Raw genomic sequence first — 18,663 nt, 5'->3', positions numbered from 1 at the left:
GAATGGAGACGGAACAATCTTTTGAAGAAGCACTGGAACGATTAGAAGAAATCGTCACGTTACTCGAAGAGGGCGAAGCTCCTCTTGAACAAGCGATGGCTCTATATGAAGAAGGCGTCAAACTGACGGCTCTTTGCCAAGGAAAGTTATCCGTTGCTGAGAAAAAACTCGATCAAATCCTGGAGCAAGATGGTACGCTTCGGGAAAAAGGAGGAGCGCAATGATTGCTTTGAATGAGTGGAAGACACAAGTCGAAAACAAAATGGAAGAGTTCATGGAGCGACTCGACGCACCGGATCGTTTACGCGATTCGATGCGGTATTCACTCGATGCGGGTGGGAAACGAATTCGCCCAGCCTTGATTTATGCGGTACTCGATGCTTTTTCCATCGATCGTTCAAAAGGTGACGCGACTGCTGCGGCACTTGAGATGATTCATACATACTCACTGATTCACGATGACCTTCCCGCAATGGACGATGATGATTTGCGTCGAGGGCGTCCGACGAATCATATCGCTTTTGATGAAGCGACAGCGATTTTAGCAGGAGATGCCTTGCTCACGAACGCCTTCAGCTGTCTTCTTGAGACACCAGCTTCGCCAGAAGTGAAGCTTGCACTTGTCGAACGGTTAGCAGCAGCGGCTGGTGCTACGGGTATGGTCGGTGGTCAGCTCGACGATATGCTCGGTGAGCGTGGCGGCATCAATGACGTAGCGGAGCTTGAGTCGATTCACCGTCGGAAAACAGGAGCACTCCTCGTCTTTGCAGTCGAAGCGGGTGGTTTGCTTGCCTCGGTCAGCTCGACGGATCTTGAGCACTTGAAGCAATACGGTCGCCATCTCGGAATCGCATTCCAAATCCAAGATGACATCTTGGACGTGACGGGAGATGCTGAAAAAATCGGCAAACCGGTTGGTAGCGACGAAGGGAACGAAAAAGCAACGTATCCAAAATTACTGGGTCTTGAAGGAGCGAAACGCGCACTGACAGCTCAGGTGGAAGCAGCGGAACAAGCGATTGATGCATTATCAGTCGAAGCGACGACACTTAAGGAACTGCTCGACTTCGTGGTCAAGCGCGACCATTAAGCAGGACGACGCATCTGCGTCGTCTTTTTCTATGCTGATAATGGCGCTCGATAGATTGTTCTAGTACAATGTAGGGTACAAACCCTATAAGATTGTAAGGAAAAGAGGCGGTAAGGTATGAAATTGACAGAAATACAGGATCCGTCATTTTTAAAGCGTATGTCGGTCTCCGAACTCGAAGTACTCGCAGGCGATATTCGACGCTTTTTGATTGAAGAATTAGCGACGACAGGTGGACACTTGGCACCGAACCTCGGTGTCGTTGAGTTGACACTTGCGTTGCATCGTGAATTCGACAGTCCGAATGACAAGTTCGTCTGGGATGTCGGGCACCAAGCATACGTGCATAAGATTTTGACAGGACGCGCGAGCCAGTTTGATACGCTCCGTCAACACAAAGGACTCTGTGGGTTCCCGAAACGTAATGAGAGTGTGCATGACGTCTGGGAGACAGGACACAGCTCGACGTCCTTGTCAGCAGCAATGGGGATTGCTGTCTCGAATGAACTGAGCGGTAAGAGTGATCGTGCAGTCGCAATCATCGGTGATGGTGCGTTGACAGGTGGGATGGCACTCGAAGCATTGAATCATATTGGAGCAGAACAACAAAACGTCATCGTCATCTTGAACGATAACGAGATGTCGATTGCACCAAACGTTGGGGCGATGCATCAAATGCTTGGACGAATTCGTTCGTCACGTAAAGTGCGTTTTGCCCAAGACGAGCTTGAAACGTTGATCAAAAAGATTCCGGTCATTGGCGGACGTCTTGAAAAAGGAAGCGAGAAGTTGAAGGAAGCTGTTAAAGGCGCACTTGTTCCTGGCATGTTCTTCGAAGAGCTCGGCTTCAACTATTATGGTCCAGTCGATGGGCACGATCTTGATGATTTAATCGAACAGCTCAATTACGTGAAAAAAGAAGAAGGTCCTGTCCTGCTTCATGTCATCACGAAAAAAGGGAAAGGCTATCGTCCGGCAGAGTTCGATGGCGTCGGCACATGGCATGGTCTTGGACCATACAAGATGGAGTCTGGCGAAGTCATTAAAGGAAAATCAAAAGCACCTAGTTACTCCTTTACGGTAGCGGATACTTTGACGAAGATGGCACGCGATGATGAAAAGCTGACGTTGATCACGCCAGCGATGAGCGTCGGTTCAAAACTCGATTGTTTTGAAAAAGAATTCCCAGAGCGGATGTTTGACGTCGGAATTGCAGAACAACATGCTGTGACGTTCGCAGCTGGTCAAGCGACGCAAGGCATGAAACCTGTCGTATCGATCTACTCGACCTTCTTCCAACGTGCATACGATCAGCTCGTTCACGACGTGGCGCGTCAAAATCTAGATGTGACGTTTACGATTGACCGATCAGGTCTCGTTGGCGCAGATGGTGAAACACACCAAGGCGTCTTCGATATTGCCTTCATGCGTCACGTACCGAACATCCGGATCGTCATGGCGAAGGATGAGAACGAACTGCAACACTTGCTCTATTCAGCCGTCAAATATGAAGGACCAATCGCCGTTCGTTTCCCACGTGGAGAAGGTATCGGTGTACCAATGGACGAGACATTGCATGAAATTTCGCTTGATACATGGGAAGTCGAACGCGAAGGAACGGACGTCGCGATCCTTGCATTCGGACCACAAGTACAAGATGCACTCAAAATCGCGGATCTCCTAGCAGACGAACTGTCGGTTCGTGTCATCAATGCTCGGACGATCAAACCGCTTGATGAGAAGATGCTGAATGCCCTTTACGCAGAAGGCATTCCACTTGTGACGCTCGAAGAAGCCGTCTTAAAAGGTGGATTCGGATCAGCTGTCCTTGAGCATGCCAACGAGCAGGAAGCATTCCCACGCGTCAAACGCTTCGGTATTCCAGATTGGTATATCGAGCACGGCGGTGTGAACGAATTACTGGAAGAAATCGGATTATTACCTGGACAAATCGCAGAAGAAGTACGCGCTTTCGTCAATCAAGGAAAGAAACAGAGTGTGTGACGATTCATGGAAAATGTAAAAAAAATCCGCCTCGACGTTCTTCTCGTCGAGCGCGGTTTGTTTGAAACGCGTGAAAAAGCGAAACGATCAATCATGGCTGGACTGGTCTTTAGTGGTACGGAACGATTAGAGAAGGCTGGTGAGAAGGTCAAGTCGGACATCGACCTGCATGTTAAAGGTCAGTTGATGCCTTATGTCGGTCGTGGAGGCTTCAAGATGGAAAAGGCACTTCAAGTATTCGATTTCGATGTCGCTGGTAAAACAGGTCTCGATATCGGATCGTCAACGGGTGGCTTTACCGATTGCTCCTTACAAAATGGAGCAGCGCATATGTATGCGCTTGATGTCGGTTCCAATCAGCTGGACTGGAAGCTTCGTTCGGATGATCGTGTGACGGTGATGGAGAAAACGAACTTTCGGCACGCAACACCAGATATGTTCCCTGTTGCGCCACAGTTTGCGACGATTGATGTCTCATTCATCTCGTTACGGTTGATGCTTCCACCCCTGAAGACGATCCTCGTCGAAGGAGGAGATGTCATGGCGCTCGTCAAACCGCAATTCGAAGCGGGGCGTGATGACATCGGTAAAAAAGGCATCGTGCGGGATGAACGGATTCATGTCCGCGTCCTCGATGAGATGGTTGAATTCTTCATTCAACAAGGGTTCTATGTGAAACAGCTCGACTATTCGCCGATTACCGGTGGAGAGGGGAACATCGAGTTCTTATTGCATGCGCGCCTTGGTCAACCAGGACTTGATCCATCTGTCCATGCGACAGAGACAGTCAAGCAAGCACATGCTAGTCTTTAAACGAACAGATGAAAACGAGGACGGATCCGGTTCATGGGTCCGTCTTCCTTATTGTTCGGAGCGACGAAAACCGTATAATAAAATGGCAAACGTGGACTTTTAATGATTTATTGGATTACAATAGTAACATCGAAGAATACTGTGAGGTGCAGGGATGACAAAGGGGCAACGGTTGATTAAGATTCGGGAGATCATCACCCAGTCGGAAGTAGAAACCCAAGATGAATTGGTAGAGGAATTACGGAATGCAGGATATAAGGTGACACAGGCAACGGTATCACGAGATATCAAGGAACTTCACCTCGTTAAGGTCCCGTTGAATGATGGACGTTATAAATACAGCTTACCTGCCGACCAACGCTTCAACCCACTCGGGAAATTGCGGCGTCTGCTCGGGGACAGCTTCATCTCGATTGATTCTGCTCAAAATCTGATTGTCATGCATGTCCTGCCGGGAAATGCGAATGCAGTCGCTGTCTTACTGGACCATTTGAGCTGGAACGAACTGCTTGGCACGGTGTGTGGGGACGATACGATCCTATTGATCGCACGAAGTGAGGAACAAGCGAAAGAAGTGACGGAACGAATTTTAGAAATGCTGTAAGGAGTTGACAGGATGCTAGCTGAATTATCGATCAAACAATTTGCGATCATTGACGAGCTACAGATCGACTTTAAAAAAGGAATGACCGTCTTGACTGGGGAAACAGGTGCCGGTAAATCGATCGTTCTCGACGCGATCGGATTATTGATTGGTGGACGTGGATCCGCGGAATTCGTTCGATACGGGGAAGATCGAGCGGAGCTAGAAGGATTGTTTCTGATTGAAGACGACCATCTCGTCTATGATCTCGCAGAAGAGTATGGTATCGATATCGAAGATGGATTGATCATCTTACGACGTGATCTGTTCGCGACCGGGAAAAGTGTCTGTCGCGTCAACAATAAGCTGGTCACACTGACGATCTTACGGGAGTTCGGGCGTGTCCTCGTCGACATGCACGGGCAACATGAACATCAGCATTTAATGGACAGTACGTATCATCAAGCGATTCTCGATGACTTCGCGCAAGAGACGATTGCACCGCTCCTTCAAGCCTATCAATCCGGTTATCAAGCGTATGAAGAAAAACGGACGGCGCTGCAATCGCTCGCGCAAAGTGAGCAAGAACTCGCTCAACGGATTGATCTACTATCGTTCCAGACGGAAGAGATTGAAGGCGCAAAACTTCGAGCACATGAGGAAGACGAGTTGCTCGTCGAACGAAATCGTCTCGCGAATTTCGAGAAGCTATATGCGTCGTTAAAGACAGCGTACGATGCTTTGCATGATGAGATGCGCGGCATCGACTCTGTTGGAGACGCGATGCGTGAATTACAACAAGCATCAAGCATCGACGAACAGTTTTCGCAGCAGAGTGACGCGATCGCAAGCGCTTTTTATGGACTCGAAGAAGTCGGGTATGCGATTCGAGATCAACTCGAAACACTTGAGTTCGATTCCAATCGACTCGATGAGATCGAACAACGTTTATCCGTCTTTCAACAACTGAAACGAAAATACGGAGCGACGATCGAGGAAGTCATCGCGTATGGGGAGAAGATTCGAGTTGAACTCGATACGATGACGAATCGAGATGAACGGATTGAACGCTTAAAAGCCGAAGTCGAACAGCTCGAAGGCGAATTGTTTGAGATAGGTGGGCGTCTGTCGCAACAGCGTCGAAAAGCGGCCGTTCAATTAAGCGAAGCGATTCATCTGGAGTTGCGTGAGCTCTACATGGAAAAAGCACGGTTTGAAATTCGTTTTCTTCAAGACGGGAAGACACCGATGCTACGCAAGAACGGAATCGACCAAGTGGAGTTCTTCATCATGACGAATGCGGGAGAGCCATTCAAGTCGCTCGGAAAAGTTGCATCGGGCGGGGAGTTATCTCGTATCATGCTCGGACTGAAGTCAATCTTCTCGCGCTCGGTCGGAGTTGCTTCGATCATTTTCGATGAAGTCGATACAGGAGTATCGGGTCGTGTCGCACAAGCGATGGCTGAAAAAATCTATCGATTATCGGTAGACGGACAAGTGCTTTGTATTACGCACTTACCGCAAGTCGCTTCGATGGCCGATCAACATCTCTATATTCGGAAAATCGAGGAGACGGATCGTACGACGACACAGGTCAACGTCTTGTCTCAGTCAGATCGAGGAAACGAACTAGGACGGATGATTTCCGGTGCACATATGACGGATTTGACGTTACGCCATGCCGAGGAATTGATGGATCAGGCGAAGACGATGAAAGAATCGCTTAAAAATGGGGTGTAAGGATTGATTAAAGTCGGGATAGCAGATGATAATCGCGAAATGGTCGAACTGATTCGCCAGCATATCTCTGCGCAAGAAGACATGGAAGTCGTTTGCGTCGCCTACAATGGCGAGAGTTGTCTCGAACGTATGAAAGAACATGAAGTGGATGTATTGCTTCTCGACATCATCATGCCTCATTTAGATGGGCTTGGTGTTCTCGAAGAATTGATGAAGAAAAAGAAGAACCCTGCTGTCATCATGTTGAGTGCTTTCGGTAAGGATGAGGTCTCACAACAGGCGGTCACTCTCGGAGCATCGTACTTCTTACTTAAACCGTTCAGCATGGATCAGCTCGTTCAAAAAATTCGTCTCGTGACGCATCAAGGACAAGCACCGATCGTCGAAACAATTGACTTAAGAGTCGGTACGACACTGCGAGAAGTGGGGATTGCTCCGCATATTAAAGGCTTCACGTATTTAAAGGACGCTGTCTTAATGGTGCTAGAACGGGAAGATTTACTTGGATTGATCACAAAGGAACTCTATCCGACGATTGCGAAAAAACATCAAACGACGGCATCTCGCGTCGAACGAGCGATGCGTCACGCCATCAAGTCCGCTTGGAACGAAGGGATGCAACAGCACGAGCTCTTCAATGGTCGGATCGAACAAGAGAAAAGTCCGAAGAACTCGGAATTCATCTCGTATGTTTCGAGTCATATGAATCAAGAACAATCTGGTTAAAGGAAACACACCGTCTGAATGATAGACGGTGTGTTTTTAGTTCCGATCCCGTTCATAGTAAGCGATCAACACGCCGTTATCGAACGTGTGTCGTTTCGTGACGTTCCAAGTGAGGGGCGTCATTCCGTTGTCGGGAAATAGACGTTTACCAGAACCGACGATGACTGGATAGTGGATCAATCGAAGTTCATCGATCAGATCAGCTTCATAAAGCGTATGAACGAGTTGACTACTACCCCAGACGTGAAGCGGTGGTCCGTCCTGTTGTTTCAAGCGTGTTAGTTCAGAAGTCGGTTGATTCAAATATGTCGTCGGCTGCCAACGAATAGGTGGTGTATGACGCGTAGCAACATACTTCATGGCACGATCGGCAACTGGCCAGATATCTGCATGGAGTGGCCAGTAACTCGACCATTGCTCGTAAGTCGCGCGACCGAGTAACAGGGCGCAATCCTCTTGCATCCATCCACGGATGACCTGACCGATCTCGGGATGCTGAAATGGAGCAGTCCATCCACCCTGTTCGAAGTCGTTGCTCACATCCTCATTCTTTCCGCTCGGTGCTTGAACGACACCGTCTAACGATAGATGTTCGAATACGATGATTTTTCGCATGAAAGATCTCCTTTCGATTACGTTCTGCTTATAGCATACCGTAAAGCTAAAAATATATAAAAGCGCTTGCAAATAAATATTGCATAAACTGAAATGTTTGTTATAATAAAGGTACCAAATGATTTGGCAAGACGTCAGATGAACGTCGAGTCGACAAGGACTCCGGAAATCCTGTTGATGAACATCATCTCAGAACGCCAACTGTAAATGGCTCAAGAATGCCGGACGACATTCTCTTGGTAGAAGTCGTACCAAGGTATCTTGTTCATTCTAGATGGGAAATCTCGAATGAATGGGAGCTTCCATGATTTCGAAGCTAGGGAAAAGTGGAAGGTAACGGATCGTCTAAAATGAAAAGTACAGTTCGTGAAAAGGAGTGTTGTCTAGCAGTGATTGTTAGCAACCGAATGTTTGACTGCTTCAAGCGGATGACATTACGCTCCACCTAGGTCCCGAGTACAGTCAGATGATGGAACTGAAACACCATTCTATCGTTAGCCCGATAGCCAGATCTGATTTCTTTCTACCTCTTCATTAAGAGGAACACCTAAGGTTTTGGAGTACACGAATAGTTCTAACTATGAGAGGAGTTCATCCGTAAGTGAAACCAATTTTATACGAGTAAAAGGTCCCGCGCTTGAAATGAGTTCAAGAGATGGGGACCTTTTTCTGTGTTCATTTTTTTTGATAGCGGTCGGAGACTTTTCCACGTTTTCGATCGCGATAAAAGACATATCCTGCGACAAATCCAATGCCACCCATCGCAAGAACCAAACCAACGAGACCTTGCAGTACATATACGTAAGCCGCATCGCCTAAGTATTTAAACGGCACTTGCGCAATTAGAAAAACACTATCACGCATGAGCTTAATACCAATCGCGCCGATGATGCCGGGGATTAATAATGAGAGCAAACCAATGATACGCATAGGACGCCACTCCTTTCCAAGCGTATTGTATCAAAAAATCGATCGTTCTGCGAATCGGGTTTGCTTCCCTATTTTATTCCGAGTACGATAGAAATGTAAGCAGTTTCAAAGGGGGAATTCATATGCATCATCTACTCGTCGTCGGGGCTGGTCAAGGGGGAACAGAAGTCCTACATGCGTTTCAACGTTCACCATTATTAACGGTCATCGGTCTCGTCGATCCAAACATGGAGGCGCCTGGGGTGGCGCTTGCACGGCGTGCGGACATTCGGATCGAAACGAGCTGGTCAGCTTTTGAAGGAGCTGATGTCGATTTCATCATTGACGCTACAGGAGAAAATGGCGTACTTGAGCAATTGATTCATGATTTTCCGGGAGCGGCGGTCTTACCGGGGGAATTCGTCAGAGTGTTGCTCGAGCGATTGACTGAAAAAGAGAAAATGCTCGAAGCGATCATTCATTGTACGAGCGAAGCAATCTCCGTCGCCGATCAAGACGGACAGACGATGCTGATCAATCCAGCATATACGCGCATGACCGGTTTCACGGAGCGAGACGTCGTCGGAAAACCGGCAAGTGCCGATATCGGAATGCAGGAATCCGTTCATTTGAAAGTCTTGAATACGGGCGAGAACGTTCGAGATGTTCGTATGAAGATCGGGCAAGATCAACGCGATATCATCGTCAACGCGGCACCCGTCATCGTCGATGGACAAGTCCGTGGTTCCGTTGGGGTCATTCGGGATATCTCGGAAATGAAGGCACTCGCCAAAGAATTGAAGGCAGCGCGACAAAAAATCCGGACGCTCGAAGCCAAATATACATTCGATGATATCATCGCCGAGAGTGAAGCGATGCGCTTCGTCGTCGATCAAGCGAAACTTGCGGCAACGATGCCAGTCAATGTCTTGATTCGCGGTGAATCCGGAACCGGCAAGGAACTGTTCGCGCATGCAATCCATGCAGCGAGCGAACGTAAATATGAACAATTCGTCCGCGTCAATTGTGCGGCAATCGCACCGACGTTACTCGAAAGTGAACTATTCGGGTACGAGGAAGGCGCGTTCTCAGGAGCGCGACGTGGTGGTAAGCGTGGATACTTCGAAGAAGCACACGGGGGTTCGCTGTTCTTAGATGAGATCGGCGAACTGCCACTCGACGTCCAAGCCAAACTGTTACGGGTGTTACAGGAAAATGAAGTCGTTCGCGTCGGTGGTACGAAGGCCATTCCGGTCGATGTCCGGATTATCGCGGCGACGAATGCGAATCTGGAGCAGAAGATCATCATGAATGAGTTCCGAGAAGATCTCTACTACCGGATTAATCGGTTACCGATTCACATACCGGCACTACGTGAGCGTCCGGATGATATCGCGCCATTGACCTTACACTTACTCCGTAAATTGAATCAAAGTTATGGGCGATCGGTCGGACGGATCTCAGATGATGTACTCGAAGCAATGAAGAAGCAACCGTGGAAAGGAAATGTCCGCGAGCTTGAAAATGTCATCGGACGCGCGTTGATTTTTACGGATAAAACAGAAACCGTCTTACGAAAAGGTCATCTTCAGCTTGTCGTGCCACAAACAACGAAAGTCGCGACGAGACAGAAAAAGGAAATCAAGCATTTATCGGATGAGATGTCACACGTCGAAGAACGGTTGATTCGGGAAGCGCTTACTGCCTTTAATGGCAACAAAACAGAAGCCGCGAAACAACTCGGGATTTCTCTCCGGGCACTTTATTACAAAGTGGAACGATTTAACATCTATTCGTGAAACGCAAATTTTTGCGTGCAATATATTGCAAAAAATGCAAAAGCGTGCAAAATTAAAGACGTTCTTGCTTATCCTGCCGTCTCTTTTGAATTGGCACGAAAATTGCTATTACTATTTATGTATGACAGGTGAGGGGGGAATACGGTGAGATTCAATGAAATGGTCGAGCAGGCAGCTCGACTCGAAGATTCCGTCGTTGCGATTGCAGCTGCGGATGACGAAGAAGTGATGGATGCTGTCGCATTAGCAATTGAGAACGATTTAGCACGTTTTCATTTGTTCGGGGATGCGACACGGATTCAGCAGATGATTCAAAAACGGGCATTACGGGAGTCACAATTCGTGATTACTCACACCTCTTCATCACAAGAAGCGGCAGAACGTGCTGCTCATGCCGTTCGCAAAGGGGATGCGAGCGTCTTGATGAAAGGTCTTGTTCCGACAGCGACGTTCATGAAAGCTGTCTTGAACAAAGAAACGGGTCTGCGTTCAGGGAATGTCCTGTCGCATGTCGCGTTGTTCGAAGTACCAGGGCGTGAATCAGCGATCGGATTAACCGATGCAGCGATTCACATCCAGCCGTCACTTGAAGATAAAGTGAAAATCATCGAAAACGGTGTCTCCGCCTTACGTGCTCTCGGATACGGCTTACCAAAAGTCGCAGTCTTAGCAGCCGTCGAAGTCGTCAATCCAACGATGCAGGCAACGATTGATGCCGCACTTTTGACACAGATGAACCGACGTGGTCAAATCAAGGATTGCCTTGTAGACGGACCACTCGCGCTCGATAATGCTGTGAACCTCGTCGCTGCCCAGCAAAAAGGGTTAACGGGAGACGTAGCAGGTCAGGCGGATTTACTCGTTGTTCCGCAAATCGAAGTCGGAAACGTCATCTACAAATCACTCATGTATTTCGCACATGCCTCGGTTGCGGCGATTCTCGTCGGAGCACGGGCTCCGGTCGTCTTGACAAGCCGTGCCGATACAGCTGAAGCAAAAATGTACTCACTAGCCTTTGCGCTATTAAATGCTCAACAGACGAAAAAAGTAAAACAAACAATCTGAGGAGGAACTTAAAATGGTCGAAACAAACGTAGAATCACGCTTCAGCATCTTTGAAACAATGGAGATGGAAGATTACGAACAAGTCGTATTTTGCCACGATAAAGTATCAGGACTAAAAGCAATCATTGCGATTCATGACACGACACTCGGACCGGCACTCGGTGGACTTCGCATGTGGAACTATGCATCAGACGAAGAGGCATTGATTGATGCGCTTCGTTTATCAAAAGGGATGACATATAAGAACGCAGCCGCTGGATTAAACCTTGGTGGTGGTAAAGCGGTCATCATCGGCGATGCGAAGACACAAAAGTCAGAAGCACTCTTCCGGGCATTCGGACGTTACGTCCAGTCACTGAACGGTCGTTACATCACAGCAGAAGATGTCAATACGACAGTTGCAGACATGGATTACATCCACATGGAGACAGATTTCGTTACTGGTGTCAGCCCAGCATTCGGATCAAGTGGTAACCCATCACCGGTTACGGCATACGGTGTCTATCGTGGGATGAAAGCAGCGGCAAAAGAAGTGTACGGAACAGATTCACTTGGTGGAAAAACGATTGCGATCCAAGGTGTCGGTAACGTTGCCTTCAATCTGTGCCGTCATTTACATGAAGAAGGGGCGAAGCTGATCGTCACGGACATCAACCAAGAAGCACTTCAACGTGCAGAAGAAGCATTCGGTGCCTTGATCGTCGCACCAGAAGACATCTACAGTGTCGAAGCAGATATCTTCGCACCATGTGCCCTCGGTGCGACATTAAACGACGAGACGATTCCCCAATTGAAAGTCAAGATCATCGCTGGTGCGGCAAATAACCAACTCAAAGAAGACCGTCACGGTGACATGCTTGAAGAACGCGATATTTTATACGTACCAGACTTCGTCATCAATGCCGGTGGTGTCATCAACGTTGCTGATGAACTCGACGGATACAACCGTGATCGTGCTATGAAAAAAGTTGAACTTGTCTATGATGCGGTCACGAAAGTGTTCGAAATCGCAAAACGCGATCATTTACCGACATACCGTGCGGCTGAGAAAATGGCAGAAGAGCGCATTGCGACGATGCGTAGTGCCCGCAGCCAGTTCCTGCGTCGTGATAAAAACATTCTAGGGTCACGCGGCTGATCAGAGGAGGATATCCATGAGCGAACGTATTTTAACGATCAATCCCGGTTCGACGTCGACGAAGATTGGTATCTTCGAAGGGGCGAATCAGGTGTTCACGAAGACGTTACGCCATCCAGCGGAGGCGGTCGGAGGACCGCTTCCAGCGCAGCTGGAGATGCGTCGTCATGTGTTACTCGAAGTGTTAGCTGAAGAACAGATTGATTTGAAAGCGCTTACTGCAGTCGTAGGACGCGGAGGACTGCTCCGACCACTCGTCAGCGGTACGTACACCGTTAACCGGGAAATGCGAGAAGACTTACTCAGCGGTATTTTTGGCGTCCATGCCTCGAACCTCGGTGGACTCCTCGCGGATGAGATTGCTCGGACACTCGACATCCCATCGTTCATCGTTGATCCAGTCGTCGTTGACGAACTCGAGCCGATTGCGCGGATTACAGGCTTACCTGAACTTGAACGAAAGAGTATTTTCCATGCTTTGAATCAAAAAGCTGTCGCGAAGCGGTACGCGAAGGAAATCGGACGTCCCTATGAGGAACTGCGCCTGATCATCGCACACATGGGCGGCGGGATTACGGTCGGTGCGCACCAAGAGGGGCGTGTCATCGATGTCAATAACGGACTCGATGGAGAAGGACCGTTTTCGCCAGAACGAAGCGGATCGCTACCTGTTGGTCAACTAGTAGAACTATGTTATAGTACCAAGTATAAACTTGAAGAGATGAAGCGTCTGGTCGTTGGGTCAGGCGGACTTGTCGCGCACTTGGGAACGTTTGACGCGATCGAGATCGAGCGCCGGATTGAAGAAGGCGATGAAAAAGCGGCATTGTTATATGACGCGATGGCGTACCGGATCGCAAAAGAGATCGCTGGTCAAAGTGCCGTCTTGTTCGGGCAGATCGACGCGATCATCCTAACAGGCGGACTTGCCTATAGTGATCGATTGACGCGTGCGATCGAAGAACGCATCGTCCACCTCGGTCAAGTCGTACGTAGTCCTGGTGAAGATGAGTTGCAGGCGCTCGCAGAAGGAGTGTTGCGTGTCTTACGTGGGGAAGAAGAAGTTAAGGAATATGGAGGCGAACCAACATGGCTAGAGAATTCGACGTCGTTGTCCTAGGTGGCGGACCCGGTGGATATGTCGCCGCGATTCGTGCGGCACAAGCCGGGAAGTCGGTAGCAATCGTGGAACAAGGAAAATTAGGCGGGACATGCTTACATCGTGGCTGTATCCCATCTAAAGCCTTTTTGAAATCAGCAGCAGTCTATCAGACGGTCAAACACGCTGCTACATATGGCGTGGACGTACCGGAATCGTTTTTACGATTCGAACAGGTCAAACAACGTAAACAAGAGATCGTAGATGGATTAGAGGCAGGCATTCAGCATCTGATGAAAAAAGGAAAGATTGAAGTCTTTCATGGTCGGGGTTCGATTCTTGGACCAAGTATCTTTTCACCGATGCCGGGAACGATCAGCGTTGAGCCGGAAGAAGGCGAAGGCGAGTTGATCCTTCCGCGTCAATTGATCGTCGCGACAGGGTCGCGTCCACGTCCATTGAACGGACTCGCTTTTGATTCAGAGTATGTCCTCAGCTCGGATGATGCACTCGATATGGCAGATTTGCCAAAGTCGATCGTCATCATCGGTGGCGGCGTCATCGGTGTCGAATGGGCATCGATGTTGACGGATTTTGACGTCGCAGTAACGGTCGTCGAATTCAGCGACCGGATTTTACCGACGGAAGATGCGGCAGTCAGTCGTGAAGTCGCCCGTCAATTGAAAAAGCGGGGCGTCAAGATTCATACCGGCGCAGCTGCACAAAGTGAAACGTTCCGGATGTCAGAAGACGGTGTCTCGATCGCGATCGACCGTAACGGAGAACAAACGACGCTTGAAGCGGATAAGTTGCTCGTCGCGATCGGTCGAATGGCGAACGTCGAAGGCATCGGGATCGAAAACACGAATATCGTCGTCGAAAATGGCTTCATCCAAGTAGATGACCATTTCCGGACGAAGGATCAACATATCTATGCGATCGGAGATGTCATCGGTCGCTTACAACTGGCGCACGTCGCGTCAGCAGAAGGTGTCAAAGCGGTCGAGGCGATCGTCCACGGAACGACGACACCACTTGAATATGCGTTCGTACCACGTTGTATCTACAGCGTACCGGAAGCGGCATCGGTCGGTTTGACGGAAGACGAAGCGAAACGTGCCGGAATGGACGTTAAGGTCGGAAGCTTCTCGTTCAACGGATTAGGGAAAGCGCGGATCGAAGGAGAGGCGGCAGGCTTCATCAAGCTCGTCTCCGATGCGAAGACAGATGATCTTGTCGGCGTTCACATCGTCGGACCAAAAGCAACGGAACTGATCAGTGAAGGTGGATTAGCGCTCGTACTCAATGCAACGGCATGGGAAGTCGGACAGCTCGTGCATCCGCACCCGGCCTTGTCAGAAGCATTCGGTGAAGCAGCACTTGCAGTCGACGGACTCGCGGTTCACGCCTAAGGAGGAATTACGGATGGAAAAAATAGAATTCAAAGAATTAGTAGAACTCGGATTAACGGAACAGGACGCGATTCAGATGTTCGAAACGATGGTCCGTGCGCGGAAGATCGACGAACGGATGTGGAAGTTGAACCGAGCGGGTAAAATTCCCTTCCTCGTCTCATGTCAAGGACAAGAAGCGGCTCAAGTCGGTGCAGCGTTCGCCCTTGAAAAAGGAACGGACTACATTTTGCCGTATTACCGTGATTTAGGCGTCGTCTTACACTTCGGTCAAACGTCACGCGATATCATGCTGTCGGCATTCGCAAAGGCAGAAGATCCGAACTCAGGTGGTCGTCAAATGCCAGGACACTATGGTTCACGTGCCTTGAATATCGTCACGGGTTCAAGTCCGGTCACGACACAAGTCCCACATGCTGTCGGGATCGCACTTGCTGCGAAGATGCGTAAGGAACCACTCGTTGCTTACGTCTCGTTCGGAGAGGGCTCTTCAAACCAAGGAGACTTCCATGAAGGGGCGAACTTCGCCGGAATTCATAAACTCCCGGTCATCTTGTTCTGTGAAAACAATAAATACGCGATTTCGACACCTCTCTCGAAACAGCTGTCGGCGAAACACGTTGCTGATCGGGCGATCGGCTATGGTATGCCAGGCTATACGGTGGACGGCATTGACCCACTCGCTGTCTACAAAGTCGTCAAGGAAGCACGCGAGCGCGGATTACGGGGAGAAGGTCCGACCTTGATCGAAGTTGAAGTCGAACGCCTCGTGCCACACTCATCCGATGATGACGATAAATCGTACCGTTCTGCTGAAGAACTCGATGCCTTAAAAGCACGTGACGGGATCAAACTCTTCCGTGCGCGTTTGATTGAAATGGGCGTCCTGACGGAAGAATCAGCGACTGAAATCGAACAAGCGATGGAGAAAGAAGTCGACGAAGCAACGGCTTATGCGGAAGCAGCAGCTTACGATGCGCCAGAAAATGCATTACGTTACGTGTACGACGAGGAGGAAACAAAATGACGACGTTAAGTTTAATCGAAGCGATCAATAGTGCAATCAAAGAAGAGATGGAACGCGACGAGTCCGTCTTCATCCTCGGCGAAGACGTCGGTGTCCGTGGTGGTGTTTTCCGGGCGACACAAGGATTGCTCGAACAATTCGGAGAAGAACGTGTCATCGATGCACCACTCGCTGAGAGTGCGATTGCCGGTGTCGGAATTGGAGCTGCGATGTACGGCATGCGTCCGATTGCTGAAATGCAATTCGCTGACTTCATCATGCCAGCGGTCAACCAAATCGTCAGTGAAGCAGCGAAGATTCGGTACCGTTCGAACAATGACTGGACGTGTCCGATCGTCATCCGCGCACCGTTCGGCGGCGGTATTCACGGGGCACTTTATCATTCTCAGTCGGTCGAAGCGATGTTCAACTCGACGCCTGGTCTGAAAATTGTCATCCCATCGAATCCATATGACGCAAAAGGATTGCTAAAGGCAGCGATTCGTTCGAATGATCCGGTCTTGTTCTTTGAGCACAAACGAGGCTATCGTCTGTTAAAAGGGGATGTTCCTGAAGGCGACTATACGGTCGAAATCGGTAAAGCAGACGTCAAGCGTGAGGGCGAAGACGTGACGATCATCACTTATGGGCTATGTGTTCATATGGCACTTGAGGCAGCAACACGCCTTGAAAAAGACGGAATCGATGTCCACATCCTTGACTTGCGGACGGTGTATCCAATCGACCGCGAAGCAGTCGTCGAAGCAGCGAAAAAGACGGGGAAAGTCTTGCTCGTCACAGAAGACAATAAAGAAGGTAGCGTCATGAGTGAAGTGTCGGCGATCATTGCAGAAGAAGCATTGTTCGATCTCGATGCACCAATCGAACGACTCTGTGGTCCAGACGTACCAGCGATGCCATACGCTCCGACGATGGAGAAGTTCTTCAACATCTCAAGTGAGAAAATTGAAGACAAAATCCGGACGTTACACGCATACTAAGGGGGAACTGACCAATGAAGACTGAAACACTTACGATGCCACAACTCGGGGAAAGTGTTACTGAAGGAACGATTTCGATGTGGCTTGTCAAACCGGGCGATACTGTCAAAAAATATGATCCGATTGCAGAAGTCATTACCGATAAGGTAACGGCAGAAGTCCCATCTTCGTTTGATGGTGTGATTGAAAAACTGCTTGCAGAAGAAGGCGATACGTTGCAAGTCGGTGACGCGATCGTCACGATGCAAGTCAGCGGCGGATCAACGGAAGTCGCGGCGACCGAACAAGAAGTACCGGCTGTCGAAGAAACGACGTCGGCTGATACATCGATGAAAAAACGCTATTCACCAGCGGTCTTGAAATTATCAGGCGAACACGGCATTGATCTTGAACAAGTGACGGGTACAGGAGCGGGCGGCCGGATTACCCGGAAAGATCTCTTGAAATTGATTGAGTCTGGATCGATCCCGACACCACAAGCAACGGAACCAAAACCGGAAGCGCAAGCGGCTCCGGTAGCGCCTCCGGCAGAAGCACCACCCGCACCAAAACGTCCGGTCAGTGCACCACAACCGACGGAAACGGGCGACATCGAGATTCCGACTGCCGGTGTGCGTCAAGCGATCGCTTCGAACATGGTTCGCGCGAAACACGAAGCGCCACATGCTTGGTTGATGATCGAAGTCGATGTAACGAACTTGGTCGAAGCACGTAATCGTCATAAAGATGCGTTCTTCAAACAAGAAGGGGTCAAATTGACGTTCTTACCATTCTTCATGAAGGCGACAGTCGAAGGATTGAAGAAACATCCAATCATGAACTCGACATGGGCGGGAGATAAGATCATTCAAAAGAAAGCGATCAACCTATCACTTGCTGTCGCGACGCAGGACGCTCTGTTCGTACCAGTCGTCAAGAATGCGGATGAACTAAGCATCAAGGGGATCGCACGCGCGATTGATGACTTCGGGAAACGGGCACAAGCCGGCACGTTGTCGTCTGCAGAGATGCAAGGCGGGACGTTTACGGTCAACAATACGGGCTCATTCGGTTCAATCCAATCAGCACCGATCCTTAACTTCCCGCAGGCGGCGATTCTATCCGTTGAATCAATCGTCAAACGTCCAGTTTGGGTGAACGGCATGTTTGCAGCACGCGACATGGTCAACCTCTGTATGTCGATCGACCACCGGGTGCTCGACGGACTCGTTGCCGGACAGTTCCTACAAACTGTCAAACAAGCGCTCGAATCGATTGATCCGAACCAACTTTCCTTGTACTGAGTTTTTCCAGTTGACAGGGAAGAAGAAGCATCGTAATATAAGAATCAATTCAACACACGATAGCAAAGACGAAGAGAAGTAACTTGTGAAACGATTCAAGAGAGCTGATGGGTGGTGCGAATCAGTATCGGGCAACAAGCGAATGGCCTTCTGAGCTTCAGACCGAATCCCTTCAATGGGTAGTAGGCTCTGACGGGTTCCTCCCGTTATCGGGGTCGACGAATCAGGACAACGGTCCGGTTCGTTTCAAAGGGGACGGTGTCAGCATCGTCAACGAAGGTGGTACCGCGGGTCTTCCCGTCCTTCATGTTCTACATGAATGGGCGAGAAGACCCTTTTCGTATACAATCGAATCGAACAAATCGTAGAGTGAGTTAAGT

17 protein-coding genes and 2 other annotated features (1 of these 19 cut by a window edge) are annotated in these 18,663 nt (G+C 49.3%); of the genes, 15 read left to right on the top strand and 2 right to left on the bottom strand.

From position 1 onward, the window contains the following. The first annotated feature begins 2 nt into the window (after window positions 1-2). The 7 genes from xseB to spo0A all read left to right on the top strand — a co-directional run bounded on the left by xseB (window position 3) and on the right by spo0A (window position 6,956). A complete protein-coding gene (xseB, locus tag KNQ06_RS10195) occupies window positions 3-224 on the top strand; it encodes an exodeoxyribonuclease VII small subunit (RefSeq protein ID WP_023467583.1) in 222 nt (73 codons plus the stop codon). Next, window positions 221-1,090, top strand: coding sequence for a polyprenyl synthetase family protein (locus KNQ06_RS10190; RefSeq protein WP_149426974.1), 870 nt, complete (start codon window positions 221-223; stop codon window positions 1,088-1,090). The genes xseB and KNQ06_RS10190 overlap by 4 nt, the downstream gene beginning before the upstream one ends. A gap of 117 nt (window positions 1,091-1,207) precedes the next feature. Further along, window positions 1,208-3,094, top strand: a complete 1,887-nt coding sequence (dxs, locus tag KNQ06_RS10185) for a 1-deoxy-D-xylulose-5-phosphate synthase (RefSeq protein WP_023467585.1) — start codon at window positions 1,208-1,210, stop codon at window positions 3,092-3,094. 6 nt (window positions 3,095-3,100) lie between these two features. Further along, the gene (locus KNQ06_RS10180) at window positions 3,101-3,907 is read left to right on the top strand and encodes a TlyA family RNA methyltransferase (protein WP_029341099.1); all 807 of its coding nucleotides are present in this window, start codon (window positions 3,101-3,103) and stop codon (window positions 3,905-3,907) included. Window positions 3,908-4,061: 154 nt separating this feature from the next. Further along, the gene (ahrC, locus tag KNQ06_RS10175) at window positions 4,062-4,511 is read left to right on the top strand and encodes a transcriptional regulator AhrC/ArgR (protein ID WP_023467586.1); all 450 of its coding nucleotides are present in this window, start codon (window positions 4,062-4,064) and stop codon (window positions 4,509-4,511) included. A 12-nt stretch (window positions 4,512-4,523) separates the two neighbouring features. Next, a complete protein-coding gene (gene recN / locus KNQ06_RS10170) occupies window positions 4,524-6,230 on the top strand; it encodes a DNA repair protein RecN (RefSeq protein ID WP_023467587.1) in 1,707 nt (568 codons plus the stop codon). Between the two features lie 3 nt (window positions 6,231-6,233). Continuing rightward, the gene (spo0A, locus tag KNQ06_RS10165) at window positions 6,234-6,956 is read left to right on the top strand and encodes a sporulation transcription factor Spo0A (protein ID WP_074668437.1); all 723 of its coding nucleotides are present in this window, start codon (window positions 6,234-6,236) and stop codon (window positions 6,954-6,956) included. A 36-nt stretch (window positions 6,957-6,992) separates the two neighbouring features. Here spo0A and KNQ06_RS10160 read toward each other — a convergent pair whose 3' ends face one another. Further along, complete coding sequence (locus KNQ06_RS10160; protein WP_149426976.1) at window positions 6,993-7,571, bottom strand: dihydrofolate reductase family protein; 579 nt, start codon at window positions 7,569-7,571, stop codon at window positions 6,993-6,995. A gap of 675 nt (window positions 7,572-8,246) precedes the next feature. Then, entirely contained in the window at window positions 8,247-8,501 is a 255-nt protein-coding gene (locus KNQ06_RS10155) for a DUF2627 family protein (protein ID WP_058265115.1), read from the bottom strand. A gap of 122 nt (window positions 8,502-8,623) precedes the next feature. Between KNQ06_RS10155 and KNQ06_RS10150 the strand changes: the two genes are divergently transcribed. The 8 genes from KNQ06_RS10150 to KNQ06_RS10115 all read left to right on the top strand — a co-directional run bounded on the left by KNQ06_RS10150 (window position 8,624) and on the right by KNQ06_RS10115 (window position 18,283). Continuing rightward, window positions 8,624-10,279, top strand: coding sequence for a sigma 54-interacting transcriptional regulator (locus tag KNQ06_RS10150; protein WP_215148126.1), 1,656 nt, complete (start codon window positions 8,624-8,626; stop codon window positions 10,277-10,279). A gap of 144 nt (window positions 10,280-10,423) precedes the next feature. Further along, on the top strand, window positions 10,424-11,344 hold the full coding sequence (gene yqiS, locus KNQ06_RS10145) for a phosphate butyryltransferase (RefSeq protein ID WP_035398290.1): 921 nt from the start codon (window positions 10,424-10,426) through the stop codon (window positions 11,342-11,344). 13 nt (window positions 11,345-11,357) lie between these two features. After that, complete coding sequence (locus KNQ06_RS10140; RefSeq protein ID WP_023467593.1) at window positions 11,358-12,482, top strand: Leu/Phe/Val dehydrogenase; 1,125 nt, start codon at window positions 11,358-11,360, stop codon at window positions 12,480-12,482. Window positions 12,483-12,498: 16 nt separating this feature from the next. Next, window positions 12,499-13,602, top strand: coding sequence for a butyrate kinase (buk, locus tag KNQ06_RS10135; protein ID WP_214769096.1), 1,104 nt, complete (start codon window positions 12,499-12,501; stop codon window positions 13,600-13,602). After that, the gene (gene lpdA, locus KNQ06_RS10130) at window positions 13,572-14,993 is read left to right on the top strand and encodes a dihydrolipoyl dehydrogenase (RefSeq protein ID WP_214724480.1); all 1,422 of its coding nucleotides are present in this window, start codon (window positions 13,572-13,574) and stop codon (window positions 14,991-14,993) included. The genes buk and lpdA overlap by 31 nt, the downstream gene beginning before the upstream one ends. A gap of 13 nt (window positions 14,994-15,006) precedes the next feature. After that, complete coding sequence (locus KNQ06_RS10125) at window positions 15,007-16,020, top strand: thiamine pyrophosphate-dependent dehydrogenase E1 component subunit alpha (RefSeq protein WP_023467595.1); 1,014 nt, start codon at window positions 15,007-15,009, stop codon at window positions 16,018-16,020. Continuing rightward, window positions 16,017-17,000 (top strand): alpha-ketoacid dehydrogenase subunit beta, encoded by a 984-nt coding sequence (locus KNQ06_RS10120; RefSeq protein WP_023467596.1) that lies wholly within the window; start codon window positions 16,017-16,019, stop codon window positions 16,998-17,000. The genes KNQ06_RS10125 and KNQ06_RS10120 overlap by 4 nt, the downstream gene beginning before the upstream one ends. 14 nt (window positions 17,001-17,014) lie before the next feature. After that, window positions 17,015-18,283, top strand: a complete 1,269-nt coding sequence (locus KNQ06_RS10115; RefSeq protein ID WP_075642029.1) for a dihydrolipoamide acetyltransferase family protein — start codon at window positions 17,015-17,017, stop codon at window positions 18,281-18,283. A 56-nt stretch (window positions 18,284-18,339) separates the two neighbouring features. Further along, window positions 18,340-18,591 (top strand) — a binding site (T-box leader). Between the two features lie 48 nt (window positions 18,592-18,639). Continuing rightward, window positions 18,640-18,663, top strand: a binding site (T-box leader); it runs 225 nt beyond the window's last position.

The sequence above is a fragment of the Exiguobacterium sp. s91 genome, from assembly GCF_018618915.1.
GTDB lineage: Bacteria > Bacillota > Bacilli > Exiguobacteriales > Exiguobacteriaceae > Exiguobacterium_A > Exiguobacterium_A abrahamii.
The sequence above is the reverse complement of the archived record's forward strand: the minus strand, read 5'-3'. Positions and strand labels throughout refer to the sequence as shown.